Genomic DNA, 24,316 nt, shown 5'->3' with positions numbered 1-24,316 from the left:
TTCCCGCGCGGGACTCGACGCCGAGGCGGTAACGGTAGATTCTGGGTGCATGACACAGGCACCCGCAGTCGACTTGCACCCGCCCAAGGTCGAGTACTTCGACCTCGCGAGCCTGACCAATACGGACCCCAAGGGGTTCGTCCGCGAGGTCGACAGCTACCAGGTGGCGCCCTGGGGCCTGTACATGGCGCGCGCCTCCGATCACGTGGAGTTCCACTACATCGAGTCCTGGTTGCTGCCGCGATTGTCCTTGCGCGCCACCGTCTTCCACTTCAATCCGGCGCACCGTCGCGACCAGGACTACTACCTCGATCTGGGTGAGTACAGCCAGGTCGGCGCGCAGCGGTGGAAGTCGGTCGACCATTACCTCGACATCACGGTGCGCACCGGGCGGGACACCGAACTGCTCGACGTCGACGAACTACTGGCCGCGCACGCCGCCGGCTACCTCGCCCTGGGCGAGGCGCAGGCGGCGATCGAGCACGCCGCCGCCGCGATCGACGGCATCGCGGCGCACGGCTATTCGCTGGAACGCTGGCTGGCCACCCACGACATCGAGCTGACCTGGCGCTGACTCAGCGCAGCCGCGCGTAAGCGGCGTCGAACCAGGGCTCTTTGACGCCGTAATAGGCGTCGGCCGCCGCGCTGCCGGTCAGTCCGGCGGCCTTGGCCTCGGCCTCGCGCTTCACGGCGAGGTATTCGGCGCGGGCGTCGGCGTCCGACCGCAGCCAATCCCGGAAGTCCAGCGCGAACCGCTGGCCGGGCGTGCCCGCGACCCGGACATGTACGTTGGCGCGCCGCCCGGGGTCGGCGTTGCCGTGCAACCGCTTGCCCCACAGCTCGCGATCCACGCCGGCCGGGTCGGCCTCGGTCGGCTTCGGGTTGTCCTGGGTGATGTCGTCCTTGCGCGGGAAGCCCGCCTCGGCCAGGGCGTCGCGCAGCCCGTCGGCGGCGGTCAGGTCGGCGACGGTGATCTGGAGGTCGAGCACGTCCTTGGCGTCCAGGCCGGGCACCGCGGTGGAGCCGATGTGGTCGATCCGCGACGCCGCCGCGCCGCACGCCACCCACAACCGGGCGATGAGACGCTGCGCCTGCGCCGCCCATTCCGGATCGGCGGGCACCAGGCGCAGTTCACTCGCCGCGGCCGGTGTCCGCGTGCGCTTGTTCTGTTCGAACGGCACCAGCCGCTGCTCCCACAAACGGTGCACCGCGGCGTCGATTTCCCCGGCCGCGCCATTGTTGTCCAGCAGGACATCCGCGACCACGCGCCGCTGTTCGTCGGTGGCCTGCGCCGCGATACGGGCCCGGGCATCGCTTTCCTCGACGCCGCGGAATTCGACCAGCCGCCGAATCCGGGTCGCCGCCGCCACATCGACGATCACGACCAAATTCATCAACGGCGCCAGCCCGTTCTCGACCAGCAGCGGAATGTCCTGCACGATAATCGCGTCCGCGGGGGCCGCCGCGATCAATTCGCCGGTGCGCTTGCCCACCAGGGGGTGGGTGATGGAATTCAGGGTGGCCCGCGATTCGTCATCGGCGAACGCCCGCGCCGCCAATGCCGGCCGGTCCAGACTGCCGTCCGCGGCGAGAATCTCGTTACCGAACGCCGCCACCAACGCGGCCAGACCCGGAGTGCCCGGCGCGACGACTTCCCGCGCCAATACATCGGAGTCGATCAGAACCGCGCCCCGTTCCGCGAGAATCCGCGCCACCGTCGACTTGCCAGCTCCCATGCCTCCGGTGAGGCCGATCCGCAACATCGGACCAGTCTCGCATTCGACGCCCCCGGCGCCGCGCACCCCCCTAACTACCCACGGCCACAGCCGGATTCACCCGCTCAGCAAACCCTTGCCCGATCCGTGACGCGGCCGAGACCAGATCGCAACATTTTCGGGAAAAGCGGCTCCGACCCGCGAACTTTCCGACACGCCATGGCAATTACTTCCGCAAAATACTCAGCGCCCGCCATTTCTTCCGCTAATCTTCGGCGCAGGCGATCGAGGCCAGAGAACCCGCTAGCAAAGGAACACCATTGAGCACCAATATCCACCAGACGGGTCGCCACCGTTTGGGCAAGGCGGGGGGCGTGCACTGCACCCAGATTCCCGCCGTCGCGGCCGCGCTCACCGAGCACCGCCGCTCATGGTTAACCGCGTTGCTCAGTCCCGCCCGGCACAGCTTCGCCGCAATGCGCAAGCGTTCCACGGCGGCCGTCTACTGGGCGCCCGCACTCCCGGTGGCCGCGGGCTGAGCCGAATTCGGCAGTCCGCGCGGAAAAGCACGCCGCACCAATCCCACGCCCGGGCATAGCCCGACCCCGGACTCGCGCCTATCCAGGCCGGGGCCGAACATCGGCGTGCCGGGAATGCCGCTCGCGAAATGGCCGATCAGCGCATTGCGGAGTCCGTATCGCCATTCGACGCGGACCCCTTTGCCGCCGACCAGGTTTCGACGACGGTCCCGATCTGGGTCAGCAGCGCCGACACCGAGGAGAGGTCGCCGCCGATCTGGTAGGACTTCAGCTCCGCCGGTTTGGGCAGGTGCGCGACGATCTCGGGCAGCCCGTCGACGAGTTGCGCCTGCAGATTGGCCGCGTTCTGGGTGTTCGCGGTGTCGACCCGCACCCGGGCCCGCTCCAGCGCGAGCAGCTCGGCGTTGTGCTGCGACTGCGATTCCGCCGCGGCGCGGGCCAGGGCGGCGTCGAGCTCCTGGCTCTGCAATTCCAGTCGCCGGCGCAGATTCTCGACCTTCTGGTCGTGCTGTTCGCGCTCCAGGCGCAGCGCGTGCAGGGCGGTCGCCTGCGCGAGATCGGCGACGGCGCGCTGGTCGTCGTGCTCGCGGGTGGTCCGGCGCAGCTGCTCGACGGTCTCGCGGTCGAACCGGGCGGCCTCATTGCGGGCGCGCAGGTCGGCGAGTTCGCGGTCGTTTTCGATGCGCCGCTCCTCGGCGGATCGATGCGCCGCCGTCTCGCGCGCCGAAATGACCTCCTGCGCGGCGAGTTCCGCGAGTCGGGCGACCTGGTTCTGCTCACTGCGGTACGGCTTCTGCAGGTTCTCCCACAGCGTGGACGAGCTGACCACCGCCTCCTTGATCTGCACGGTGACGATGCGCAGCCCGAGACCGCGATCGCCGTGGCCGTTTCCGGCCGCGTCGGCGGACCCCTCGGCGACCGCCCGCAGCCGCGCGGTCAGCTCCTCGATGATCGGCTGCTTGTCGCTGAGCACATCGCGCACCCCCATCGTGGACACCTTGTCCTTGATGGCGGCCTCGGCCTGCTCGCGCAGCTGAATGTTGACCAGCCGCATGGGATCCTCCGGATCGGAGAAATCCAGCTTGCGGTAGGCGGTGCCGAAATCCTCGATGATCCACTGCACATAGCCCTGGACCAGAACCCCCTGTAGCTCACTGCAGATGCAGTAGGCGTTGATCAGGATCGTCTGCATCGCGCCGGGCACCACCAGGTACGAATCGGTGGCCGGATTGAACCCGAACGACACCCCGAGCCCGATGTGCATCGGCGCGCTCTTGCCCCGGCGGGTATGCACCACAAAGGCATTCGGCGGTACCAGGACCGTCTGCCACCGCCAGAACCCGGTCACCCGCACCTCGACCGGCCCGGTCCCCTCCCCCTTCGGCGGCGCCACCACCCGATCGGCCCGCTTGGCCAGCGCACCCCGCGGCGCCGGCGCGCCCGGAGCGGCCGGCGGCAGGGGCACGGGCTTACGCGTCCGCAGATCGTCTTCCAGGGCGGCCGACTGCGCTACCACCTGGTCCAAATACGTGTTCTTGCCCGGATTGCTCCCCATGGCCGCACACTACCCGGCAAACACGCCGCGCCCCAGGGGTTTTCGACGGGGCGCGACCGAGCGGACGCGCCATCGGATCAAAGCCCGAGCGAGCGCACCAGATCGAGCATTTCGAGGTGGAAAAGCCCAGCGGGGTCCTGGGATTGAGGCCTGAGGTGACCGTAGATCTCCAGCGCGACCAGGCCGTGCATGCGGCCCCACATCCGCAACGCGAGCGCCAAGGCCGCGGGCGGCAGGAAGCCGGCCGGGTGTCGGGGCCCGGGTGGTCGCCGAGGCGCAACGGCGCGGCCATCAGGTCACCGCGTTCGCGCGGGATTCGGGACGGTTCCCGGCCGCGCCGGACGGCGCGACCTGGCAGGTCGCGGACTGGACGTGGTGATCAGCGCGGTCAACGCCGGTCACGGCATCGAGGACACCATCGCGAAGGCGGAGAACTTCGTGCTCGGCGCGCGGGCGATGCTCGCGGCCCTGCACCGGCAGCCGGCGACCCGGCTCATCTCGGTCGGCGGCGGCGGCAGTTTGGAGGTCGCGCCGGGGCTCCAATTGGTCGACACCGGAACGGAATTCACGCAGATCCGCCCGTCCTCGGGCCGCATCGACCCCGGCGTGCGCACGGGCCGGTACCGCGTCGGCGGTGATCAGATGCTGCCGGGCGAGACCGAGAACCCGCGCTACCTACAGCGCCGCTTCACCGTCGCCGCCGCCTAGAAAAGCCCGAAGGCCCCGATCCGTACGGATCGGGGCCTTCGAGTTGGTGCTAGTGAACTCAGGCGTTGCCGGAGAGCTTCTCCCGCAGAGCCGCCAGCTGCGCGTCGGAGGCGAGCGAACCGCCGACCGACTCGGTGGAGCTGGAGGACGAGGAGGAGGAAGCAGCCTGCGAACCACTCTCGGAGGAGTAGTTGCCGGCGGTGGTGCCGTTGGCAGCCTCGGCGGCGGCGTCGGCCGCCATCTTCTCCATCTGAGCGGTGTGCATCTTGTGGCGACGCTCGGCCTCGGCGTAGCGGCCTTCCCACTCTTCCCGGACCTTGTCCGAACCCTCGAGCCATTCGTTGGTCTCGGCGTCGAAGCCCTCGGGGAAGATGTAGTTGCCCTGCTCGTCGTAGCTGTCGGCCATGCCGTACTTCGACGGGTCGAACTCGGCGTGGTAATCCTCGTTCGCCTGCTTCAGCGACAGCGAGATCCGGCGACGCTCCAGGTCGATGTCGATGACCTTGACCATCGCGTCGTCGCCGACGGCCACGACCTGGTCCGGGACCTCCACGTGGCGCTCGGCCAGCTCGGAGATGTGCACCAGGCCCTCGATGCCCTCTTCGACGCGCACGAAGGCGCCGAACGGAACCAGCTTGGTGACCTTGCCCGGGACGATCTGGCCGATCGCGTGGGTGCGGGCGAACTGACGCCACGGATCTTCCTGAGTCGCCTTGAGCGACAGGGAGACACGCTCGCGGTCCAGGTCGACGTCGAGGACCTCGACGGTGACCTCGGTGCCGACCTCGACAACCTCGGAGGGGTGGTCGATGTGCTTCCAGGACAGCTCGGAGACGTGCACCAGGCCGTCGACGCCGCCCAGGTCCACGAAGGCACCGAAGTTGACGATGGAGGACACGACGCCCTTGCGGACCTGGCCCTTCTGCAGCTGGTGCAGGAACTCGCTGCGGACCTCGGACTGGGTCTGCTCGAGCCACGCACGGCGGGACAGGACCACGTTGTTGCGGTTCTTGTCCAGCTCGATGATCTTGGCCTCGATCTCCTTGCCGACGTACGGCTGGAGGTCGCGGACCCGGCGCATCTCGACGAGGGAGGCGGGGAGGAAGCCACGCAGGCCGATGTCCAGGATCAGGCCGCCCTTGACGACCTCGATGACGGTGCCCTTGACGGCCTCGTCCTTCTCCTTGAGCTCCTCGATGGTGCCCCACGCACGCTCGTACTGCGCCCGCTTCTTCGACAGGATCAGACGACCCTCTTTGTCCTCCTTGGTGAGGACGAGCGCCTCGACCTCATCACCCACGGAAACGACCTCATTCGGGTCGACATCGTGTTTGATGGAGAGTTCACGGGAGGGGATGACGCCTTCGGTCTTGTAACCGATGTCGAGCAGGACCTCGTCGCGGTCGACCTTGACGATGGTTCCTTCGACGATGTCGCCGTCGTTGAAGTACTTGATCGTGGCGTCGATGGCGGCGAGGAAATCCTCGGCAGAGCCGATGTCGTTGACGGCTACCTGCGGCGAGGTGACGGTGGTGGGCATGTGTCGGTTTGCTCCGGACGGATTGTGGTCGGTTGCGGACATTGGAACTTTCGGTACGCTGCGTTTTCACCGCGACGATGCGACGACGGACACATAGGAACGTACCGCAAACCCCACTTGTGAAACTCAGCACGGGCGCTCTGTAACTCAGTACTCTGTAACCGTCGGCGGATCGTTATCTCCGAACAAGAAACACAGCAAGGTACAAGGAACTCGCGACGTTCAGCGTACGCGACCTTGGTCGGCGCGGGCAAACCGGTCCCCGCGCCACGCCGGGATATGGTGACGGCGTGTCGGAAGATCGCCATGCGCAAGCAAACGCACTGCTAGGAACCACCGGGACCACACGCACCCGGATCGGCTCGGCCGACAGTCAGCGGGCCAGCCGCCGCTGGTGGGATGCGGACGCGGACCAGTATCACCAGACCCACGCCGACTTCCTCGGCGTCGACTCCCCCGGCGGCGAGTTCGTCTGGTGTCCGGAGGGGTTACACGAGGGTGACATGCGCCTGCTCGGCGACCTCGCGGGCAAGCGGATCCTGGAGATCGGCTGCGGCTCGGCGCCGTGCGCGCGCTGGCTGGCCGGTCAGGGCGCGCATCCCGTCGGCCTGGATCTCTCCGCCAAGATGCTCGAGCGCGGCCTGGCCGCGATGGCCGCGGGCGGTCCGCGAGTGCCGCTGGTCCAGGCGGGCGCCGAGGCGCTCCCGTTCGCCGACGCCGCCTTCGACCTGGCCTGCTCGGCCTTCGGCGCGGTCCCCTTCGTCGCCGATTCCGCCCAGGTGATGCGCGAGGTCGCGCGGGTACTGCGGCCCGGCGGGCGCTGGGTCTTCTCGGTCAATCACCCGATCCGCTGGATCTTCCCCGACGACCCGGGCCCGGCCGGGCTGACCGCCACCATCCCCTACTTCGACCGCGCGCCCTATGTAGAGGTGGACGGCGATGGCGAGCCGACCTACGTCGAACACCACCGCACCATCGGGGACCGGGTCCGCGAGATCGTCGGCGCGGGCCTGCTCGTCGTCGACATCATCGAGCCCGACTGGCCGGAGTGGCTGGACCGCGAGTGGGGCCAGTGGAGCCCGCTGCGCGGCGAGCTCTTCCCGGGCACCGCCATCTTCGTCACCGAGAAGCCGCGCTAGCGGGCCTACTTCGACTTCGGTTCGCGCTTGGCCTCTTTCAAGGCCATGCGCAGCGCGTATTCGATCTGGGCGTTGATGCTGCGCAGGTCGTCGGCCGCCCACTTGGCGAGCGCTTCGTGGACGGCCGGGTCGAGCCGCAGCAAGATCTTCTTGCGTTCGGCGGGCATGGGCCGAACCTCTTAGTTGTAGAGGGTGCCGGCGTTGACGACGGGCTGGACGGCTCGATCCCCGCAGAGCACCACCAGCAGGTTGGACACCATCGCGGCCCGGCGCTCCTCGTCGAGCTCGACGACGCCCTGCGCGGTGAGGCGCTCCAGGGCCAGGTGCACCATGCCGACCGCGCCCTCGACGATATGGCTGCGGGCGGCGACCACCTGGGCGGCCTGCTGGCGGACCAGCATGGCCTGGGCGATCTCCGGCGCGTAGGCCAGATGGGTGATGCGGGCTTCGAGCACCTCGATGCCGGCCAGCACGGTGCGCTCACGGAGTTCGACGGTGAGCTCCTCGGCGACCTCGGCGCCGTCGCGCAGGCTGGTGCGGGCGTCGTCGTGCGCGTCGTAGGGGTGCGTGGTGGCCAGATGGCGGACGGCGGCCTCGGACTGCGTCTCGACGTACTCCTCGTAGTCGTCGACGGCGAAGGCGGCCTTGAAGCTGTCGAACACCTTGTAGACGACCACGGCCGCGATCTCGACGGGGTTGCCGTCGGCGTCGTTGACCTTCAGCTTCTGGGTCTCGAAGTTACGCACCCGCAGCGAGATGCTCTTGCGGTCGCTGAGCGGGACGGTGGAGAAGAAACCGGGTTCGCTGATCGAGCCGATGTAGCGGCCGAAGAACTGCACCACCTTGGCCTCGTTCGGGTTCACGATGGTGAGCCCGGTGGCCAGCAGGAGCAGGACGACGACCACGACGCAGGACGCGATCGCGCCGATCAGGGCGGGCACGTTCCCGTCCTTGGCGGCGACGAAGCCGAACGCGGCCACCCCGCCGAAGAAGAGCGTGAGCACCAACCAGCCCAACAGCACCAGAAAGCCGTTGACGTGGAATGCGGGCCTGAGCTTCATGACATCCTCCGAGTATCAAAGTGATATCACGAAGATAGCATATTTCCGGGCCTGGAAAAGCCTTCGGCGCCGCGCACGAAGTCAGTGCGCGGCGCCGAAGATCTTGCGGGCGATCAGAAGTCGATATGCCGGGGCGGTGCGAGCTCCGGCGGTTCGTGTAGCGCGCCGGAGACCGCCGGGTCGGCCGGCGAGGCGCGCTGCGCGGCGACGATCTCGCGAGCGTGCGCGATGGTCGTGCGCCCGTGTGCCCGCGCCAGCCGGATCAGGCGCTCGCGGGCCGGCTCGATCCCGAGCTGGAAGTACTCGGCCAGAACGCCGACCGCGAACGAAAGCACCGTGGTGCCCCGCAGCACCGCCTCCACGGTTTCGGCGGTGCTGACCCGGCGGCTCTCGGTGCGACCGGCCGACAGGGCCAGCGCCACCAGGTCGGCCAGGATCTGGCCGAAATCGTTGGGCCGCATCGTGCCCCACGGGTCCTCGGTGTGCACCACCAGCGATCCGAGCGGAATATCGAAGGCCGTCACCGGGAACGCGCGGACCCCGCGCAGCCCCGCGGCCATGGCCTGCTGCCGATAGGGCCCCCATCGCGGGTTCTGCTCCGCCACGATGTCACCGATCATGGCGACCACGCCGTCGCGGGCGCTGGACAGGGCAGGTCCGGTGCTGTGCAGTCGCGGATCGGCCGCGATGTCGCTGCGCAGCGCCTCGGCGACCTGACGGACCGTCGGTTCACCCGTGGCGCTCTGGTCGAGAAGCACCACCACGGCCGAGTAGGCGTCGAAACCGGCGCGGGCATGCCCGGCCACCGCCTGCAACACGGCAGGCACATCGAAATCGGTGGTCAGCGTCGCCGTCAATTCCGCGACGGCCATCCGCGTGCGTGCGGTATTCGTCATCCATGCCCCTCGGTGCTGTCGCGCTGGTCTCGCAAGGACAATCGCCGAGCGACGAGATCGGCCGCCACCTCGGCGAGGGAACGGCTCTGGGCATAGGAGTAGGCCCGCAACCGGTCCAGGCCCTCCTCCGCCGAGACCCCGAGTTGCACCGCGGCCATGCCGGAAGCCACGTACACCTCGGTGCGGGAGAATTCCTCCTCCTCGGCGCTCGGATCCGGCAATTCGCCGATCTCCAAGGCGAACTCGACGCCGCCCGCGGACAGCGCGCGCTCCTGCCAGTCCGCGCGCAGCGCCTTACCGATCGCGAGCGCGCAACCGGACGCGGAGTGCTGCGCGGTGGGCGTCAGGCCGCCCACGCTGGTCCGGTACAGCTCGAGGACACCGATCGGACGGCGCGAACCCGGGACCGGAAACGCGAAGACCGCGTTGACCCCGCGGGTGAGCAGCTCCGGGGTCAGCGCGGGCCAGCGCGCGACCGCCTGGCCCGCGGCCAGATCCGGCCACAGTTCCGGGCGGTCGTCCCGGTAGGCGCTCAGGCACGGCCCCTCCCCGACGATGTACTGCAACTCGTCGATCTGCTGGGCCACCGCGTCTGTGGCGTACACCAATTCGCGGGTGGCGGTGTCCGTACTCAGCACCGCGACCGCCGCCCCGTCCGCGCCGGTCAACCGCACCGCGGCGGCACACAGCGTGCTCATCCCGATGAAGAGCGAGGTTTCGGGGATCCGCCGGAAATCCGAATGCTCGGCAGGGTCGCGGCCACCGGCTGGACCGGGACGGCCGCCCGATGAGTCGTCCATCGTGCCCGCCTCTCTCCGCATCGCGTAGCACCGCGCGCAGCCCGAACGAGCGACCCTACCTGTGTGTTTACCGTACCGCCGCGACATCCGCGGCGACAGCGGCGCACCCTCGCCGAGCGCGTCGCCGGAGCCGGGGCTACCGGAGCCCGGCCGTGGCGAGCCCGCAGGCCTCGGCATAGCCGCGCACCAGTGGCCGGTTGTCCGCGCGCCGCCAGGCCAGCGCGAGCTCGCTCGGGGCGATGCCACGGACCTCGCGGACCACGACGCCGTCGTGGGCGATCAGGGGCGCGTTGCCCCGCGCCAGCAGAACGACACCGTCGCCGTTGAGCACCGCCTCATAGGTCTCCTCCGCGCTGGCGACCTCCCCGCCGATCCGCGGCGGGCGGCCGCCCCGGGCCTCGGGCGCCAGCCAGTAATCCCGCAGTGCGCCCGCGGATTCCGGCAGGGCCAGGAACGGTTCGTCCAGCAGGTCGGCGAAGTCGACGGTGTCGCGCGCGGCGAGCGGATGGGTGGCCGGCAGTGCCACCATGCGGGGTTCCCGGGCCACGACGATCCAGCGGTAGCGCTCGCTCCGCGCCAGCGGCAGCCAGACGAACGCGACGTCGGCGCTGTCATCCGCCAGCCCTGCCGTCGCATCGCCCCAACCCACTTGGCGCAGCACGGTTTTGGCCCCCGGATAGGCCGCCGCGAAGCGGGACCGCACCGAGGGCAGCAGGCCGCGCCCCGGGCTGGTGCTGATGCCGACGACCAGCGTCGCCGCCTGCGCGGCCTTCGCGGCCTCGACCGCCGCCTGCGCGCCCGCCCAGGCGGCGAGCACCTGCCGGGCGTGCGGCAGCAGGGCCGCCCCGGCCGCGGTCAATTGCACCGAGCGGCCGTCCCGCTCGAAAAGTGGCGTACCCAGCTGCTTTTCGAGCATCCGGATCTGCTTGCTCAGCGCCGGCTGGGAGATGAACAGGCCCTCTGCCGCACGGGTGAAGTTCAACTGGTCGGCGACCGCGGCGAAATAGCGCAGATCTCTGCCGTGCACATCCATAACCGATGGTTATCACACCAGGTATTGGACGACAAACATGATCAACCGTGAAGCTGATTCGCGTAACACAGCGAACGAGGAGAACCTGATGAGCAACCCCAAGATCTGGCTGGTGACCGGCGCGAGCAGCGGCTTCGGCCGGGCGATCGCCCAGGACGCCATCGCCGCCGGCGACACCGTTGTCGCGGTCGCCCGCCGCACCGCCGCACTGGACGACCTGGTCGCCGCCCACCCCGACCGGATCGAGGCGATCAGCCTCGACGTCACCGACACCGCGCGCATCGAGGAGGTGGTCGCCGATGTCGTCGCCCGGCACGGCCGGATCGACGTGCTGGTCAACAACGCGGGCCGCACCCAGGTCGGCGCGATCGAGGAGACCACGGACGCCGAACTGCGCCAATTGTTCGACTTGCACCTGTTCGGCCCGGCGGCGCTGATCAAGGCGGTGCTGCCGCACATGCGCGCGCAGCGCGGCGGCGCGATCGTGCAGCTGAGCAGCGTGGGTGGGCAACTGTCCTTCGCGGGCTTCGGCGCCTACAGCGCAACGAAATTCGCGCTGGAGGGCCTGTCCGAGGCGCTGGCCGCGGAGGTGCGGCCGTTCGGTATCAAGGTGCTCGTGGTCGAGCCGGGCGCGTTCCGCACCGGCCTGTTCGGGCCCGGCGCGGCCTACTTCAGCACCGAGAACCCCGCCTACGACGCGACCGCCGGCGACACCCGGCGCATGGTGGCCGACGGCGACGGCACCCAGCCCGGCGACCCGGCCAAGGCCGCCGCCGCTATCCGGACCGCCCTGGAGGCCGACAACCCGCCCCTGCGACTCCCCCTCGGCGACGACGCGGTCGACGCCATCCTCGGCCACCTGGACACCGTGCGCTCCGAGCTGCACGAGTGGGAGAAAGTTTCGCGCGCAACCACTTTCGACGACGAATGACACGGAGCCCGGTGCGCGCGACGACCGATCCGGCGGTCAGACGGGCCGGATGTTGCGGTTGAAGCGGAAGAGGTTGCGCGGGTCGTACTTTCGCTTCAGCTCGGCCAGCCGGGCGTAGGTCTCCCGGGTGTATCCCGCCTGGGTCTGCGCTTCACCGGCCGCGGCGGCCGCGCCGTAGAGGAAGTTCAGGCTGTGGCCGATCGTCCAGGGCGCCAGGGCTTTCCGGATAGCGTCCAGGCTGTCCGGGGCCGCGGTGCCCTCGGTCATCGCGATGGCTCGCACCACGTAGGCCGCCGCCCGGTGGTCCACTACCGCGCCGTTCGGGCTGGGCGCGGCCAGGGCGCCGCCGAGGTGGCGAATGTCCAGGACCACGCGGACCGGGCCGTCCGGACCGGCCACCGCGAGCAGCGCGGACAGCGCCTCCGGGGTCAGTTCGCCGAGCATGGCGTTGGTGGCGGCATAGGCGTGCGGGTCGGCCGGATCGTTGTGGATGGTGTGCGATTCGGTGTACGGCATCGCGCGCAGGTCGTCCTTCAACCGCTCGCCGACCGCGCGCAGCGGTGCGACCAGCCGCTCCCCCTCCGCAAGAGATCCGTTGAACGCCACCCGGATCGACGCCACGAACCGGCCGCGCAGCGGCGGCGGTACCTGGGGAATGTCGGGAAAGGCGAGCATGGCCAGGGTGGAGGTGAGCTGCTCGGGCACCGTGGCGGTCCACTCCCGCCAGGCCCGCAGCGCCGGTTCGACCAGCGGGGTGTCGAACATCAACTGCCCGCCGTAGACGGTGCCGACCGGCACCAGTTCCACCTCCAGCGCGGTCACCACGCCGAAGTTGCCACCGCTGCCCAGCACCGCGCCGAAGAGTTCGTCGCCGGGCGCCAGGGTCCGCATCCGGCCGTCCGCGGTGACCAGTTCCAGCTGCCGGACGTGATCGGCGGCGTAGCCGAACTCCCGCGCCAGCAGGCCGATTCCGCCGCCGAGGTGATAGCCGGCCACGCCGACCGAGGGCGAGGAACCGGTCAGCGGCGCGAGCCCGTGCTCGGCGGCGGCCGTGATCAGGTCACCGGCCAGCACGCCCGCGCCGACGCGGGCGGTCCGGGTCTCGGGATCGATGCGGATCTCGGTCATCCGGCGGGTGCTGATCAGCACGCCGCCGCCGTCGGCCGGGACCGCGAGCCCGTGCCCGGTGGCCTGCACCGCGACCGGAAGCCCTTGGCGGGCCGCGTATTCCACCGCGGCCCGGACGTCCTCGGCGTGCCGGGCGGCGACCACGACCGCGGGCCGGTGCGTATAGGCGGTCTGGAAGCCCGCGACCTCGGCCTCGTAGCCCGGCTCGCCCAGCCGGAAAATCGTGCCGGCGGCGCTGTCGATGAACTGCGTTGCTTTACCCATGCCTTCGAGGCTGCCCGTCGCACGGCCATAACTCCAACAGATAGTTTTTATCGGAACTAGAATCATCAGTTATGGAACTGCGTCAGCTCCGCTACTTCGTCACGGTCGTGGAGGAAGCCAATTTCACCCGGGCCGCGGCCCGCCTGCATCTGACTCAGCCCGGGCTCAGCGCCCAGATCCGGCAACTGGAACGCGAACTCGGCCAGCCGCTGCTGGAGCGCGGGGCCCGCGCGGTCACGCTCACCCCGGTCGGGGCGGCGGTCCTGCCGCACGCCCGGGCGGCGCTGGCGGCGGCCGAGCAGGTCACCCGGACCGTGGACGAGTTCACCGGCCTGCTGCGCGGGCAGGTGCGCCTCGGGTTCGTCTCCGGTGTCGCGGGCGAGAACTTCGACCTGCCCGCGGTGCTGGCGGGCTTCCACGCCGACCACCCCGAGGTCGGCATCAGTCTGGGCGAGCACACCTCCGAGGCGATGCTGGACGCGCTGCGCCACGGCGACCTCGACATCGCGCTGATCGGATTGACCGGCGCCGCACTCGATCCGGTCTTCGGCGTGGACATCGTGCTGGACACCGGGGTCGTGGCCGCCGTCGCACCGGACAGCGACCCGGGTCGCACCGCGATCACCCTGGCGGAGCTGGCCGAACGGCGCCTGATGTGCCTGCCGCGCGGCACCGGATTGCGCGGCGTCTTCGAACGCGCCTGCGCCACAGCGGGACTGGCGCCCGAGATCGCCTTCGAAGCCGCCAACCCCGGCGTGCTGCTGCAACTGGCGGCGCACGGCCTCGGCACCGCGGTCGTGCCGGAACTCACGGCGGCCGAAGCGGACCGGTTCGGTGTCCGCACACTGGACATCACCGATCCCACCCTGCGCGGTCAGCTCGGGCTGGTCTGGCGACGCGACCGTCCCGGCAGTCCCGCGACGAAAGTGCTGCTGGGGCAACTACGCATCGCGCTGAGCGCGTGAACGCGAAAGGGACCGGCCCCGCAGCGGACCGGCCCCTTCAGCGTGCGATCAGAGCAGTCGCGACAGGAACGACTTGGTGCGATCGTGCTTGGGATCCGCCAGCAGCTCACGCGGCACCCCGGATTCGACGACCACGCCGGCGTCCATGAACACCAGCTGATCGGCGACCTCGCGGGCGAAGCCCATCTCGTGGGTGACCACGACCATGGTCATGCCGTCGGCGGCGAGCTCCCGCATCACCTGCAGCACCTCACCGACGAGTTCCGGATCCAGCGCGGAGGTCGGCTCGTCGAACAGCATCAGCTTCGGATCCATGGCCAGTGCCCGCGCGATGGCGACCCGCTGCTGCTGGCCGCCCGAGAGCTGGGCCGGATAGGCATTCGCCTTGTCCGCCATGCCGACTCGGTCCAGCAGGTCCTTGGCCTTGGCCACCGCGTCGGCCTTCTTGAGCTTCTTGACCTGGGTCGGGGCCTCGATGATGTTCTCCAGCGCCGTGCGGTGCGGGAACAGGTTGAAGTGCTGGAACACCATCCCGATGTCGCGGCGCTGCCGGGCGGCGTCGCGCGGGTGCAGCTCGTAGAGCTTGTCGCCCTTCTCGCGGTAGCCGACCAGTTCACCGTCGACGTAGAGCCGACCGGCGTTGACCTGCTCGAGGTGGTTGATGCAGCGCAGGAAGGTGGACTTGCCCGAGCCCGAGGGCCCGATCAGGCACAGCACCTCGCCGCGGCCGATCTCCAGCGAGATGCCCTTGAGGACTTGCAGCGCACCGAAGTTCTTGCACACCCGATCGGCAACGATCATGGGTTGGCGGTCGACGGCGTCGGTCTTGGACAGATCGGTCATTTCGCCTTCTCCACCGGGCCCTGGGCATCGGCCAGTTCCTGTAGCTGCTTGGCGGTCAACTGCCGGGAGATCCCGCGCGAGTAGTACCGCTCCAAGTAGAACTGCCCGACCATCAGCACGCTCGTCACCGCGAGATACCAGGTGGCGCCGACCAGCAGCAGCGGGATCGGCTCGAAGTTCACGCTGGAGATGTCGCGGGTCCGGCCGTACAGGTCGCTGGTCAACGGGATCGCGGTGACCAGCGAGGTGGTCTTGAGCATGCCGATGAGCTCGTTGCCGGTCGGCGGAATGATCACCCGCATGGCCTGCGGCAGCACGGTGCGCCGCATGGTCTGGGTCCAGGACATGCCGAGCGCGACGGAGGCCTCACGCTGGCCGTCACCGACGGAGTTGATGCCGGCGCGCACGATCTCGGCCATGTAGGCGGCCTCGTTGAGGCCCAGGCCGATCACCGCGAAGGCGAAGGCGGCCTGCAGATCCTGGATGTTGAATTCGGCGAAGTGCGGCCCGAAGGGCACACCGAGCACCAGCGTCTTGTAGAGCGAGGGGAACAGGCCCCAGAAGACCAACTGCACGTACACGGGCGTGCCGCGGAAGATCCAGAGGTAGACCCAGGCCACCGCGCGCAGCACCGGATTCGGCGACAGGCGCATCACCGCGAGGATCACGCCGAGCGCGATGGCCAGTGCCATCGCCAGCACGGTCAGCTGCAGGGTGATCCAGACGCCGGACAGGATCCGGGTATCGAACAGGTACTTGGCGTAGGTGTCCCACCCGTACGCCTCTTTGGTCGCGGCCCCATAGATGAACAGGCCGAGCAGAACGAGAATGATGGCCGCGGCAATCCAGCGACCGGGCCTGCGGAGCGGAACCGCTTTGATCGGTTCCGGCTCGAGGCCGTCACCGCGCCCGGGGTTACCGGGCACGGTGACAGAATCGACATCCGACATGGATCAGCTCACGGCTCCGTTGACCGTGGCCTTGGTGATCGCGCCCTCCTGGACACCCCAGTTCTCGCAGATCTTCTTGTACTGGCCGTTGTCGATCAGGTGCTGCAGCGCCTGCTGCAGGACGGCGGCCAGCGGCGAACCCTTGGTCACGGCCCAGCCGTACGGTGCGGAATCGAAAGCCGCGCCGGCCGGCTCGATCTTGCCGTCGCTCTGCTTGATGGCGTAGGCGGTCACCGGGGAGTCGGCGGACATGGCGTCGACCTGGCCCTGAACCAGCGCGTTGGTCGCGGCGCTCTGCTCGTCGAAGGCCTTGATGTCGATCGGGGCCTTACCGTCGGCGACGCACTTGGCGCTCTTGGCCGGGACTTCCTCGGTGTGCTCGACCGTGGTGGCCTGCACCGCGACCCGCTTGCCACAGGCATTGTTCGGGTCGATCGCCTTGCCGGTGGACTGGGCCCACTGGATGCCGGCGGAGAAGTAGTTGGCGAAGTCGACCTGCTTCTCGCGTTCCTTCGAATCGGTGATCGAGGACATGCCCAGGTCGTAGGTGCCGGCCTGGACCGCGGGAATGATCTTGTCGAAGGCGGACTCGAGGTAGTCGGCCTTGACGCCGAGCACGCCGGCGACAGCGTCCATCAGATCGACGTCGAAGCCGACGATCTTGCCGTCGGCGTCCTTGTACTCATTGGGCTGGTAGGGAATGTTCACCCCGACCACGAGCTTGCCGGAGGACTTGACCTTGTCGGGGAGCGCCGACGCGATCGCGTCCACCTTCTCCACCGTTTCCTTGGCGACCGCAGGTCCGGTCTCCTCGGTATTCGAACAACCCGTCAGGATCAGTGCGCCACCGGTGAGTACGCACATCACCTCCAACGCGCGCCTGCCAAGCACGGTACGAACAGACACAGCAGCCCTCCACATTTCGGAAACTGGAAACCCGGGTTTTACCACCCGTTTGGCAATCTAAGCGACCGAGACGCTTCGTGCTGGCAAGAAACGGAAGATTAACCCCGCCCTGTGCAGAACACACCTACCCAGGCAATCGACTACCGGCGGTGGACCCTAGCACAAATCTGCTCGGTGAATTCGCTGGTGGAAGCGATGCCGCCGAGATCGGCGGTGGCGATTCCGGCCTCGAACGCCGCGGCGACAGCATGCTCGATCCGCTCGCCCGCGTGCACCAGATCGGCCGCGCCGTCGCGAACGCCCAGCCAGTTCAGCAACATCGCAGCAGACAGCTGCAGTGCGACCGGATTGGCGCGGTTGTGCCCGGCCAGGCCCGGCGCGGCCCCGTGGACGGCCTGCGCCATGACCCGGGTGGCCGAGCAATTGAGCGAGGCCGCCATGCCCAGCGAGCCGCTGAGCTCGCCCGCGAGGTCGGAAAGAATATCGCCGAAGAGGTTTTCGGTGACCACGACGTCGTACTCGCCGGCCGACCGGACCAGATGCGCGGCCATCGCGTCGACGTGCTCGTCCTCGACCCGAATGCCGGGATAAGAGTGCGCAATCTCATAGCAGACGTCGCGGAACAGTCCCATGGTCATCGGCAGCACGTTGGCCTTGTGCACGATGGTGACCTTCTTGCGACGCGCCGCCGCCAGCCGGAAAGCCTCGTGCGCGATGAGCTCGCAGGCGCGCCGGGTGACCACCCCGACAGCCATCGCGACGTCCGGCGTCGGCCGGAACTCCCCCGATCCGGCGAACATATTGCGGTCGGCGTAGAAGCCCTCGCTGTTCTCCCGGACGATCACCAGATCGATGTCGGGCGCGGTCGCGCGCACCCCGCGGAAGGCGCGGGCCGGGCGGATATTGGCGTACAGGCCGAAGTGCTTGCGGATCGCGCCGCCCGGTGCCACCCCGCGGCGGTGCTCGGCGGCGTAGGAGGCGTTGTCGTGCGGGCCGAGGATCCAGGCGTCCAGGCCCTCGAGGGTCTGCAGCGTCGGCTCCGGCAGCGGCGTGCCGAATTCCTCGATGGCGCGCTGGCCCATCAGCAGCGGCACCCATTCCACCGGGGGCGCGGCCGCGGCCGACAGCGCCTCGTCCACCACGCGCCGGGTGGCCTGTACGACCTCCGGGCCGATGCCGTCGCCGTCGATCAGGCCTAGTCGTAGCGGTTCCTTCGCTCTACTCACCGTCCAATCCTCGCGTCCAGCGCCCCCGGGACCGTTCACCGGGGCTCCGGACACGCCGGGTGGGATTGCTTTGCGCCCGCACTGGGTAATCGGCGCGGGGAGATGGAACACGTGGACGACCGTCCGCCGTTGACAGGGAAGATAGTGCCCGAGCCGGGCGTTATAACTGGCAACACACTAGACGAGAGGACGTCATGGCGACCCAGACGCTGACCCAGCAGAACTTCGATGAGGTAGTCACCGGAAACGACGTGGTACTCGTCGACTTCTGGGCCGACTGGTGCGGACCGTGCAAGCAGTTCGCCCCCACCTTCGAGGCCTCCTCGGACAAGTACCCCGATGTCGTGCACGGCAAGGTCGACACCGAGTCCGAGCAGGGGTTGGCCGCGGCCGCGAACATCAGCTCCATCCCGACCATCATGGCCTTCCGCGAGGGCGTGCTCGTCTTCGCGCAGCCGGGTGCGCTGCCGCCGGCCGCACTCGAGGATCTCGTCACCCAGGTCAAGGGCCTGGACATGGACGAGGTGCGCAAGCAGCTGGCCGAGCAGCAGGCTTCCGCGGAGTAAGAACCGACCCGAAAACGGGCCGTGCACCGGTGTGGTGCACGGCCCGTTTCGCTGTGCGGAGTTAGGCGCCGAGCGAGTTGATGCCGGAAATCATTGCGCGAGCGGCGGATTCGGCGCTGTCGTGGGACAGTGCCGCACCCCAGCCGCGCCGCCCGTTGAACTCGCACTGCACGAAGGTGGCGGTGCCGAGCTCGGTGTGGCGCTGGTGGAACCGCAGGATCTCCACCGGGTAGCCCTCGTCGTAGAGCGCCGAGGTGAGCGCCGCGACCGGGCTGCCGATGGCGGCGACGGACCGCAGGCGGTCAGCGAATTCCAGGGTCGCGGTGAAGGCCGAACTGGGCCCGCCGGTCGCGGCCCAGTCGCTGAGCCGGATCGGGCCGTCGTGCCCGCAGTACCGCTCGTGGAACTGTTCCGGTGTCATCCCGGTGCTTTCGGCCCGCAGGGCCTTCGGCGCGGCGGCGATGAACATGGTCGTATCGAAAATCAGTGTGGTCATTGCGATTCAGGTCTTCCCGAAGAATGTCGGTGGAGGGGACCAGCTTCAACAATCAACAGCCCGCAGCGAGGGGGCCGGTCCGAATCAGACCCCGCTACGGCGGGGTACTACGAGAAGTCGCGTCTGCGCCACCATCGCGGTGAGCGGGAGCACAGCACTGAGTGCGTCGCGGGTTGCGACGTTCAGCACGATGCTGTGACGGCAGACGGGATTCGGCACGCGATCGAGGATAGGCACAAATCGACACATAAGCAACCACATTTCGCAGTGGGTTTCGCTACTCGCGAGTACCATCCGCGCAGCTCACGACGCCGCCCGCGCCGGGACCAGCGCCGCCGTGGCCTCCGTCGTCCGGTGCAGGCCGCGCCGGTCGTAGGCGAAAGTGACGGCCGCGCCCAGGATCACGCCGATGGCCAGGCCGAGCACGGTCATCCAGAGGCCGTGTGACAGGCCCGCTTCCGCGCGGCCGTCGAAGAGCAGGATGGCGCGTACGGCCAGGTAGATCTGGTGCATGGGTTCGAAGCGGGCCAGGGCCGCGATGTAGCCGGGCACCGCCTCCAGCGGGACCGTCGCCGCGGAGGACGGCAGGCCGAGCACCACGAACACGATCAGGTTGACCATCAGGCCCGCGGTGCCGAAGATCGCCAGCACGGACAGGGCGGTGAAGCCGACCGCGATGACGGCCAGGGTGCCGTAGAGCCAGAGCAGCAGCGGACTGCTCACCGGGACGCCCAAAAGCTTTGCGATGCCGAGGAATACGCCGGACAGCACGGGCGCGGCGGTGCCGATGATCGCCCACTTGATGAACAAGGTGCGCAGGCGGCTGGTGCCGGTGACCGGCGGATGAACGAACAGCGGGCCGTATTCGGTGGGGGTGAAGCCCAGGATGGAGTCGACCAGGGTGTGGATGATCATCGCGCCGGTGAAGCCGGCCAGCAGCAGGATCAGCGTGTAGAAGAAGGCGACCAGGCCCTGGCCCGCACCGTCGGGCATGGGCCGGAACGGGACGTCGACGATGTGCACCGGATCGGCGATGGCCAGCCGCGCCGCGCCGCTGATCTGCGCGGCGGCGTCGGCGCCCACGGTGCTGGTGACCCGGTCGGTCAGGTTGCGGCCGACGGTCTGCTGGACCTGGGCCAGCGCCTGGTCGGCGATGCGCGACATGATTCCGGCGGTGTAGGGGCCGACGCGCGGGTTGCTCTGCACGGTGATGACCGGGCGCTCGATCTCGCCGGGCACCACCGCGCCCGCGCCGAGGATGGCCAGCCGCTTGGTGAAATCGGACGGGATGATGATCGCCCCGTAGACCTCGCCGTTCTCCAATTGGGTGCGGGCGCTGGCGATTCCGACGACTCGCAGGTCGACCTTGTCGGCGGGGATGCCGGCGACCAGGCCGTCGGTGACCTGCGCGCCGAGATTGGCCGGCGCGCCGTCGATCGTGTCGCCGAGGTCCTGGTTGACCAGGGCGATCGGGAAGTCGTGCAGGTTCTTCTCGGTATTGCTGGCATAACCGAGGTACATGGTGGCGAGCAACGCGGCGAAGATGGTCAGCAGCGCGATCGGGGCGGTGAAGGTCCGAACCGTCATGAGTTGAATGTAGGCAGTGCCTACAAAGTAGTCAACGCCTACTTTTTGTTATCCTGCACTCACTATGGTCATTACCCGTTCGCGCTCCTATCACCACGGCGATCTCCGCGCCGAGTTGCTGCGGCGCGCCGAGGACACGCTGCGCGAGTCCGGAGTCGACGGACTGTCGCTGCGTCAGCTCGCGCGCGATACCGGGGTCAGCCACGCCGCGCCGACCCGCCACTTCCCCGACCGGCAGGCCCTGCTCGACGCGCTCGCCGTCGCCGGATTCGAGCGCCTGGGCGCCGATTTCGAGAACCTCACGCCCGCCGAATCCGGCATCGATCCGATGCCCGCCATGGCCCGCACCTACCTGCGTTTCGCCACCGAGAACTCCGCCCTGCTCGCCCTGATGTTCGCGCGCCGCCACAGCCCCGTCGCCGGCGATGTGATGTCGCGGGCGGTGGACCGCGCGTTCGCCGTGCCGGTCGCCCTGATCGCCGAGGGGCAGGCCCGCGGCGACCTGATCCCCGGCGACCCCCGCCGCCTCGCGCTGACCGCGGTGGCCGCCCTCCAAGGCCTGGCCACCTTCCTCGGCTCCGGGCTGGTCGCCACCGAAGCGGCGCAGGAGTGGCTCGACGACCTCGTCACCCACGTGACGCTGGGCCTCAAGCCACGCTGACCGGCGTGCTCAGTGCGCGGCGGAATCCCAGCTGCGGCCGGTGCCGACCGAGACATCCAGCGGCACGGACAGACTGATCGCCGAGGCCATGTGCTCGCGCGCCAGCGCCTCCAGTGCCTCGCGCTCCCCCTCGGCGACCTCGAAGACGAGTTCGTCGTGGATCTGCAACAGCATGCGCGAGCGCAGACCGGCCGCGTCGATCGCCTTGTTCACGTTGATCATCGCCACCTTGATGATGTCGGCGGCGGTGCCCTGGATCGGCGCGTTCAAGGCCATCCGCTCGGCGGCCTCGCGCCGCTGCCGGTTGCTGGAATCCAGATCGGGCAGGTAGCGGCGGCGCCCGAACAGCGTCTCGGTGTAGCCGACCTTGCGGGCCTCGTCGACCACATCCTGCAGGTAATCGCGGATGCCGCCGAAGCGCTCGAAGTAGACGTCCATCTGCTCCTTGGCCTCCTGCGTGCTGATCTTCAGCTGCGCGGAGAGACCGAACGCGCTCAGGCCGTAGGCCAGACCGTAGGACATCGCCTTGATCCGGCGGCGCATCTCCGGATGCACCTCCGAGAGCGGGATGTCGAAGGCCTTCGAGGCGACGAAGGTGTGCAGATCCTCGCCGGAATTGAAGGCCTCGATCAGGCCCGCGTCACCGGACAGGTGCGCCATGATGCGCATCTCGATCTGGCTGTAGTCGGCGGTCATCAGCTCGATGTAGCCGGGGCCGACGACGAAGGTGTCGCGGATCTGGCGACCGGTGTCGGTGCGGATCGGGATGTTCTGCAGGTTCGGCTCGGTGGAGGAGAGCCGGCCGGTGGCGGCGATGGTCTGGTTGAACGTGGTGTGGATGCGCCCGTCCTCCGCGACCGCCTTGAGCAGGCCGTCGACGGTGACCTTCAGGCGCGTCGCGTCGCGATGCTCGAGCAGGTGCTGCAGGAACGGGTGCTCGGTCTTCTCGAACAGCGATTCCAGCGCGTCGGCGTCGGTGGTGTAGCCGGTCTTGGTGCGCTTGGTCTTCGGCATGTCCAGCTCGTCGAACAGCACCACCTGCAACTGCTTGGGCGAGCCCAGGTTGATCTGCTTGCCGATCACCTCGTAGGCGGCGTTGGCGGCCGCGCTGACCTTGTCGGCGAACTGCCGCTGCAACGTCTCCAGCTGGTCGATGTCGACCGCGATGCCCGCATCCTCCAGGCGGCTCAGCACGCCCAGCAGCGGCAGCTCCATATCGTCGAGCAGCGCGACGGATTCGATCTGCTGCAGCTCGGTGTCCAGGGCGGCGGCCAGGTCGACGACGGCGCGGGCGCGCAGCATCTCGGTCTGCGCGGCCTCGGCGTCGACGGTGTCGACGTCGTCGAGCAGCGAGAGCTGCTGGGTGTCATCGGTTTCGGCGCGCAGCTCGCGGCGCAGGTAGCGCAGCGAGAGATCGTCGAGGTTGAAGCTGCGCTGGCCCGGGCGGACCAGGTAGGCGGCCAGGGCGGTGTCGCTGGTGAGCCCGCCGAGCGTCCAGCCGCGCCCGCGCAGGGCGTGCATGGCCGACTTGGCCTCGTGCAGCGCCTTGGGCACCGCCGGATCGGCGAGCCAGGCGCCGAGGGCCGCTTCGTCTTCCGGGGTGAGCACGGTGACGTCGATGTAGCCGCTCTCCTCGTCGGCGGCCGCGATGGCGAGGGCCTTCACGTCACCGTTGGCCGGCGTACCGCTGCCGACGATGGAGACGCCGTGGCGCACACCGGCCTTCGCGTGCTCGGTGAGCCAGGCGGCGACGCCGCCGATCTCCAGCGCGCCGCCGCTGATCTCGAAACCGGATTCGGCCTCGGGCTCCTTCGGAGCGAGCGTCTCGAACAGCCGGTCGCGCAGCACCCGGAATTCCAGGTCGTCGAAGAGCTGGTGGATCTTGTTGCGATCCCACGGCTGCTGGGCCAGCTGATCCGGCGTGTAGGGCAGCGGGACGTCGCGGACCATCTCGGTGAGCTGACGGTTCAGCACGACGCTGGACAGGTTGGCGCGCAACGCGTCACCGACCTTGCCCTTCACCTCGTCGACCTTCTCCACCAGGGTGTTCAGATCGCCGTACTCCCGAATCCACTTGGCGGCCGTCTTCTCGCCGACGCCGGGGATACCGGGCAGGTTGTCGCTCGGGTCGCCGCGCAGCGCCGCGTAATCCGGGTACTGGGTGGGCGTGAGGCCGTACTTGGTCATCACCTCGTCCGGGGTGAAGCGGGTGAGATCGGAGACGCCCTTGCGCGGGTAGAGCACGGTGACGTTCTCGTTGACCAGCTGGATCGCGTCGCGGTCACCGGAGACGATGAGCACGCGGTAGCCCTGCGCCGTGGCCTGGGTGGTGAGCGTGGCGATCAGATCGTCGGCCTCGAAGCCGTCGATCGCCATCACCGGAATGCCCATCGCGCCCAGCACATCCTTGGTGAGCTCGACCTGGCCGCGGAACTCGTCCGGCGTCTGGCTGCGGTTGGCCTTGTACTCCGGGTAGGCCTCGGAGCGGAAGGTCTTGCGGGACACGTCGAACGCGGCGGCGACGTGGCTGGGCTTCTCGTCGCGCAGCAGATTGATCAGCATGGCGGTGAAGCCGTATACCGCGTTCGTGGTCTGGCCCGTGACGGTTTTGAAGTTCTCGGCGGGCAGCGCGAAGAAGGCGCGATAGGCGACGGAATGACCATCCAGCAGTAGCAGCGTCGGCCGCTCCCCCGGCGCTTCGACGGCGGAGCTGGCGGCAGAACTCGGACGCTGATCGGTGGTCGCTGGAGTCACGTGTCAGAGTCTATTGAGAGCCACCGACAAGTACACGGCAGGGCGGGAATCAC

Annotated in this window: 25 protein-coding genes; 8 read left to right on the top strand and 17 right to left on the bottom strand. The window is 68.9% G+C overall.

Annotation, left to right across the window (positions count from 1 at the left end; genetic code table 11):
* Positions 1-73 precede the first annotated feature (73 nt).
* Complete coding sequence (locus AB0H76_RS37900) at positions 74-574, top strand: DUF402 domain-containing protein (RefSeq protein WP_357332539.1); 501 nt, start codon at positions 74-76, stop codon at positions 572-574.
* A gap of 1 nt (position 575) precedes the next feature.
* Here AB0H76_RS37900 and coaE read toward each other — a convergent pair whose 3' ends face one another.
* On the bottom strand, positions 576-1,763 hold the full coding sequence (gene coaE / locus AB0H76_RS37895; RefSeq protein ID WP_357332335.1) for a dephospho-CoA kinase: 1,188 nt from the start codon (positions 1,761-1,763) through the stop codon (positions 576-578).
* Between the two features lie 272 nt (positions 1,764-2,035).
* Between coaE and AB0H76_RS37890 the strand changes: the two genes are divergently transcribed.
* Positions 2,036-2,254 (top strand): hypothetical protein, encoded by a 219-nt coding sequence (locus tag AB0H76_RS37890; protein WP_357332333.1) that lies wholly within the window; start codon positions 2,036-2,038, stop codon positions 2,252-2,254.
* A gap of 136 nt (positions 2,255-2,390) precedes the next feature.
* Here AB0H76_RS37890 and AB0H76_RS37885 read toward each other — a convergent pair whose 3' ends face one another.
* Together AB0H76_RS37885 and AB0H76_RS37880 are read right to left on the bottom strand one after the other, a co-directional pair.
* Positions 2,391-3,809 (bottom strand): SPFH domain-containing protein, encoded by a 1,419-nt coding sequence (locus AB0H76_RS37885; protein WP_357332331.1) that lies wholly within the window; start codon positions 3,807-3,809, stop codon positions 2,391-2,393.
* 77 nt (positions 3,810-3,886) lie between these two features.
* Complete coding sequence (locus AB0H76_RS37880) at positions 3,887-4,045, bottom strand: TetR-like C-terminal domain-containing protein (protein ID WP_357332537.1); 159 nt, start codon at positions 4,043-4,045, stop codon at positions 3,887-3,889.
* Positions 4,046-4,181: 136 nt separating this feature from the next.
* On the opposite strand from AB0H76_RS37880, the gene AB0H76_RS37875 reads away from it, so the two are divergent.
* A complete protein-coding gene (locus AB0H76_RS37875; protein WP_357332329.1) occupies positions 4,182-4,517 on the top strand; it encodes a hypothetical protein in 336 nt (111 codons plus the stop codon).
* 58 nt (positions 4,518-4,575) lie between these two features.
* On the opposite strand, the gene rpsA is transcribed toward AB0H76_RS37875, so the two are convergent.
* Positions 4,576-6,057, bottom strand: a complete 1,482-nt coding sequence (gene rpsA / locus AB0H76_RS37870; RefSeq protein WP_357332327.1) for a 30S ribosomal protein S1 — start codon at positions 6,055-6,057, stop codon at positions 4,576-4,578.
* A gap of 290 nt (positions 6,058-6,347) precedes the next feature.
* On the opposite strand from rpsA, the gene AB0H76_RS37865 reads away from it, so the two are divergent.
* Positions 6,348-7,196 carry a class I SAM-dependent methyltransferase gene (locus AB0H76_RS37865; RefSeq protein ID WP_357332325.1) on the top strand — a complete coding sequence of 283 codons (849 nt, stop codon included), beginning with the start codon at positions 6,348-6,350 and terminating at the stop codon, positions 7,194-7,196.
* Positions 7,197-7,201: 5 nt separating this feature from the next.
* On the opposite strand, the gene AB0H76_RS37860 is transcribed toward AB0H76_RS37865, so the two are convergent.
* From AB0H76_RS37860 to AB0H76_RS37840, 5 genes are all read right to left on the bottom strand, one after another.
* Positions 7,202-7,363 (bottom strand): toxin-antitoxin system HicB family antitoxin, encoded by a 162-nt coding sequence (locus tag AB0H76_RS37860; RefSeq protein ID WP_357332323.1) that lies wholly within the window; start codon positions 7,361-7,363, stop codon positions 7,202-7,204.
* Between the two features lie 12 nt (positions 7,364-7,375).
* The gene (locus AB0H76_RS37855) at positions 7,376-8,257 is read right to left on the bottom strand and encodes an SPFH domain-containing protein (RefSeq protein WP_357332321.1); all 882 of its coding nucleotides are present in this window, start codon (positions 8,255-8,257) and stop codon (positions 7,376-7,378) included.
* Between the two features lie 113 nt (positions 8,258-8,370).
* Complete coding sequence (locus AB0H76_RS37850; protein WP_357332319.1) at positions 8,371-9,153, bottom strand: GAF domain-containing protein; 783 nt, start codon at positions 9,151-9,153, stop codon at positions 8,371-8,373.
* Positions 9,150-9,953, bottom strand: coding sequence for a GAF and ANTAR domain-containing protein (locus tag AB0H76_RS37845; RefSeq protein ID WP_357332317.1), 804 nt, complete (start codon positions 9,951-9,953; stop codon positions 9,150-9,152). Before AB0H76_RS37845 ends, AB0H76_RS37850 begins: the two co-directional genes overlap by 4 nt.
* Positions 9,954-10,089: 136 nt before the next feature.
* The gene (locus tag AB0H76_RS37840; protein WP_357332315.1) at positions 10,090-10,986 is read right to left on the bottom strand and encodes a LysR family transcriptional regulator; all 897 of its coding nucleotides are present in this window, start codon (positions 10,984-10,986) and stop codon (positions 10,090-10,092) included.
* Between the two features lie 88 nt (positions 10,987-11,074).
* Here AB0H76_RS37840 and AB0H76_RS37835 point away from each other — a divergent pair, with 88 nt between their 5' ends.
* Positions 11,075-11,917 carry an oxidoreductase gene (locus AB0H76_RS37835; protein ID WP_357332313.1) on the top strand — a complete coding sequence of 281 codons (843 nt, stop codon included), beginning with the start codon at positions 11,075-11,077 and terminating at the stop codon, positions 11,915-11,917.
* Between the two features lie 36 nt (positions 11,918-11,953).
* Here the strand turns inward: AB0H76_RS37835 and AB0H76_RS37830 are convergent, their stop codons facing one another.
* Positions 11,954-13,309, bottom strand: a complete 1,356-nt coding sequence (locus AB0H76_RS37830) for an FAD-binding oxidoreductase (RefSeq protein ID WP_357332311.1) — start codon at positions 13,307-13,309, stop codon at positions 11,954-11,956.
* A 71-nt stretch (positions 13,310-13,380) separates the two neighbouring features.
* Here AB0H76_RS37830 and AB0H76_RS37825 point away from each other — a divergent pair, with 71 nt between their 5' ends.
* The gene (locus AB0H76_RS37825) at positions 13,381-14,274 is read left to right on the top strand and encodes a LysR family transcriptional regulator (protein ID WP_357332309.1); all 894 of its coding nucleotides are present in this window, start codon (positions 13,381-13,383) and stop codon (positions 14,272-14,274) included.
* A gap of 48 nt (positions 14,275-14,322) precedes the next feature.
* Here the strand turns inward: AB0H76_RS37825 and AB0H76_RS37820 are convergent, their stop codons facing one another.
* The 4 genes from AB0H76_RS37820 to AB0H76_RS37805 all read right to left on the bottom strand — a co-directional run bounded on the left by AB0H76_RS37820 (position 14,323) and on the right by AB0H76_RS37805 (position 18,199).
* On the bottom strand, positions 14,323-15,075 hold the full coding sequence (locus tag AB0H76_RS37820; RefSeq protein ID WP_357332535.1) for an amino acid ABC transporter ATP-binding protein: 753 nt from the start codon (positions 15,073-15,075) through the stop codon (positions 14,323-14,325).
* A gap of 38 nt (positions 15,076-15,113) precedes the next feature.
* Positions 15,114-16,067 (bottom strand): amino acid ABC transporter permease, encoded by a 954-nt coding sequence (locus AB0H76_RS37815; RefSeq protein ID WP_357332307.1) that lies wholly within the window; start codon positions 16,065-16,067, stop codon positions 15,114-15,116.
* 3 nt (positions 16,068-16,070) lie between these two features.
* Entirely contained in the window at positions 16,071-16,931 is an 861-nt protein-coding gene (locus AB0H76_RS37810) for an ABC transporter substrate-binding protein (protein WP_357332533.1), read from the bottom strand.
* 182 nt (positions 16,932-17,113) lie between these two features.
* The gene (locus AB0H76_RS37805) at positions 17,114-18,199 is read right to left on the bottom strand and encodes an isocitrate/isopropylmalate family dehydrogenase (RefSeq protein ID WP_357332305.1); all 1,086 of its coding nucleotides are present in this window, start codon (positions 18,197-18,199) and stop codon (positions 17,114-17,116) included.
* A 194-nt stretch (positions 18,200-18,393) separates the two neighbouring features.
* On the opposite strand from AB0H76_RS37805, the gene trxA reads away from it, so the two are divergent.
* Entirely contained in the window at positions 18,394-18,765 is a 372-nt protein-coding gene (trxA, locus tag AB0H76_RS37800) for a thioredoxin (protein WP_357332303.1), read from the top strand.
* Positions 18,766-18,826: 61 nt separating this feature from the next.
* Here trxA and AB0H76_RS37795 read toward each other — a convergent pair whose 3' ends face one another.
* On the bottom strand, positions 18,827-19,261 hold the full coding sequence (locus AB0H76_RS37795) for a 2-keto-3-deoxygluconate kinase (RefSeq protein ID WP_357332301.1): 435 nt from the start codon (positions 19,259-19,261) through the stop codon (positions 18,827-18,829).
* Between the two features lie 303 nt (positions 19,262-19,564).
* Positions 19,565-20,848: a DUF3533 domain-containing protein gene (locus AB0H76_RS37790; RefSeq protein WP_357332299.1), complete on the bottom strand. Its 1,284-nt coding sequence runs from the start codon at positions 20,846-20,848 to the stop codon at positions 19,565-19,567.
* 64 nt (positions 20,849-20,912) lie between these two features.
* Here AB0H76_RS37790 and AB0H76_RS37785 point away from each other — a divergent pair, with 64 nt between their 5' ends.
* Positions 20,913-21,509, top strand: coding sequence for a TetR/AcrR family transcriptional regulator (locus AB0H76_RS37785; RefSeq protein ID WP_357332297.1), 597 nt, complete (start codon positions 20,913-20,915; stop codon positions 21,507-21,509).
* 9 nt (positions 21,510-21,518) lie between these two features.
* On the opposite strand, the gene polA is transcribed toward AB0H76_RS37785, so the two are convergent.
* Positions 21,519-24,263, bottom strand: a complete 2,745-nt coding sequence (gene polA / locus AB0H76_RS37780) for a DNA polymerase I (protein WP_357332295.1) — start codon at positions 24,261-24,263, stop codon at positions 21,519-21,521.
* Positions 24,264-24,316: the final 53 nt, after the last annotated feature.

This window comes from Nocardia sp. NPDC050712 (assembly GCF_040654295.1).
Taxonomy (GTDB): Bacteria; Actinomycetota; Actinomycetes; order Mycobacteriales; family Mycobacteriaceae; genus Nocardia.
The sequence above is the reverse complement of the archived record's forward strand: the minus strand, read 5'-3'. Positions and strand labels throughout refer to the sequence as shown.

Bases quoted from the DNA above. Each gene is read 5' to 3' on its own strand.
- coaE (WP_357332335.1), bottom strand. From the start codon at position 1,763: ATGTTGCGGATCGGCCTCACCGGAGGCATGGGAGCTGGCAAGTCGACG.
- AB0H76_RS37885 (WP_357332331.1), bottom strand. From the start codon at position 3,809: ATGGGGAGCAATCCGGGCAAGAACACGTATTTGGACCAGGTGGTAGCG.
- rpsA (WP_357332327.1), bottom strand. From the start codon at position 6,057: ATGCCCACCACCGTCACCTCGCCGCAGGTAGCCGTCAACGACATCGGC.
- AB0H76_RS37860 (WP_357332323.1), bottom strand. From the start codon at position 7,363: ATGCCCGCCGAACGCAAGAAGATCTTGCTGCGGCTCGACCCGGCCGTC.
- AB0H76_RS37855 (WP_357332321.1), bottom strand. From the start codon at position 8,257: ATGAAGCTCAGGCCCGCATTCCACGTCAACGGCTTTCTGGTGCTGTTG.
- AB0H76_RS37850 (WP_357332319.1), bottom strand. From the start codon at position 9,153: ATGACGAATACCGCACGCACGCGGATGGCCGTCGCGGAATTGACGGCG.
- AB0H76_RS37845 (WP_357332317.1), bottom strand. From the start codon at position 9,953: ATGGACGACTCATCGGGCGGCCGTCCCGGTCCAGCCGGTGGCCGCGAC.
- AB0H76_RS37840 (WP_357332315.1), bottom strand. From the start codon at position 10,986: ATGGATGTGCACGGCAGAGATCTGCGCTATTTCGCCGCGGTCGCCGAC.
- AB0H76_RS37835 (WP_357332313.1), top strand. From the start codon at position 11,075: ATGAGCAACCCCAAGATCTGGCTGGTGACCGGCGCGAGCAGCGGCTTC.
- AB0H76_RS37830 (WP_357332311.1), bottom strand. From the start codon at position 13,309: ATGGGTAAAGCAACGCAGTTCATCGACAGCGCCGCCGGCACGATTTTC.
- AB0H76_RS37825 (WP_357332309.1), top strand. From the start codon at position 13,381: ATGGAACTGCGTCAGCTCCGCTACTTCGTCACGGTCGTGGAGGAAGCC.
- AB0H76_RS37820 (WP_357332535.1), bottom strand. From the start codon at position 15,075: ATGATCGTTGCCGATCGGGTGTGCAAGAACTTCGGTGCGCTGCAAGTC.
- AB0H76_RS37815 (WP_357332307.1), bottom strand. From the start codon at position 16,067: ATGTCGGATGTCGATTCTGTCACCGTGCCCGGTAACCCCGGGCGCGGT.
- AB0H76_RS37810 (WP_357332533.1), bottom strand. From the start codon at position 16,931: ATGTGCGTACTCACCGGTGGCGCACTGATCCTGACGGGTTGTTCGAAT.
- trxA (WP_357332303.1), top strand. From the start codon at position 18,394: ATGGCGACCCAGACGCTGACCCAGCAGAACTTCGATGAGGTAGTCACC.
- AB0H76_RS37795 (WP_357332301.1), bottom strand. From the start codon at position 19,261: ATGACCACACTGATTTTCGATACGACCATGTTCATCGCCGCCGCGCCG.
- AB0H76_RS37790 (WP_357332299.1), bottom strand. From the start codon at position 20,848: ATGACGGTTCGGACCTTCACCGCCCCGATCGCGCTGCTGACCATCTTC.
- AB0H76_RS37785 (WP_357332297.1), top strand. From the start codon at position 20,913: ATGGTCATTACCCGTTCGCGCTCCTATCACCACGGCGATCTCCGCGCC.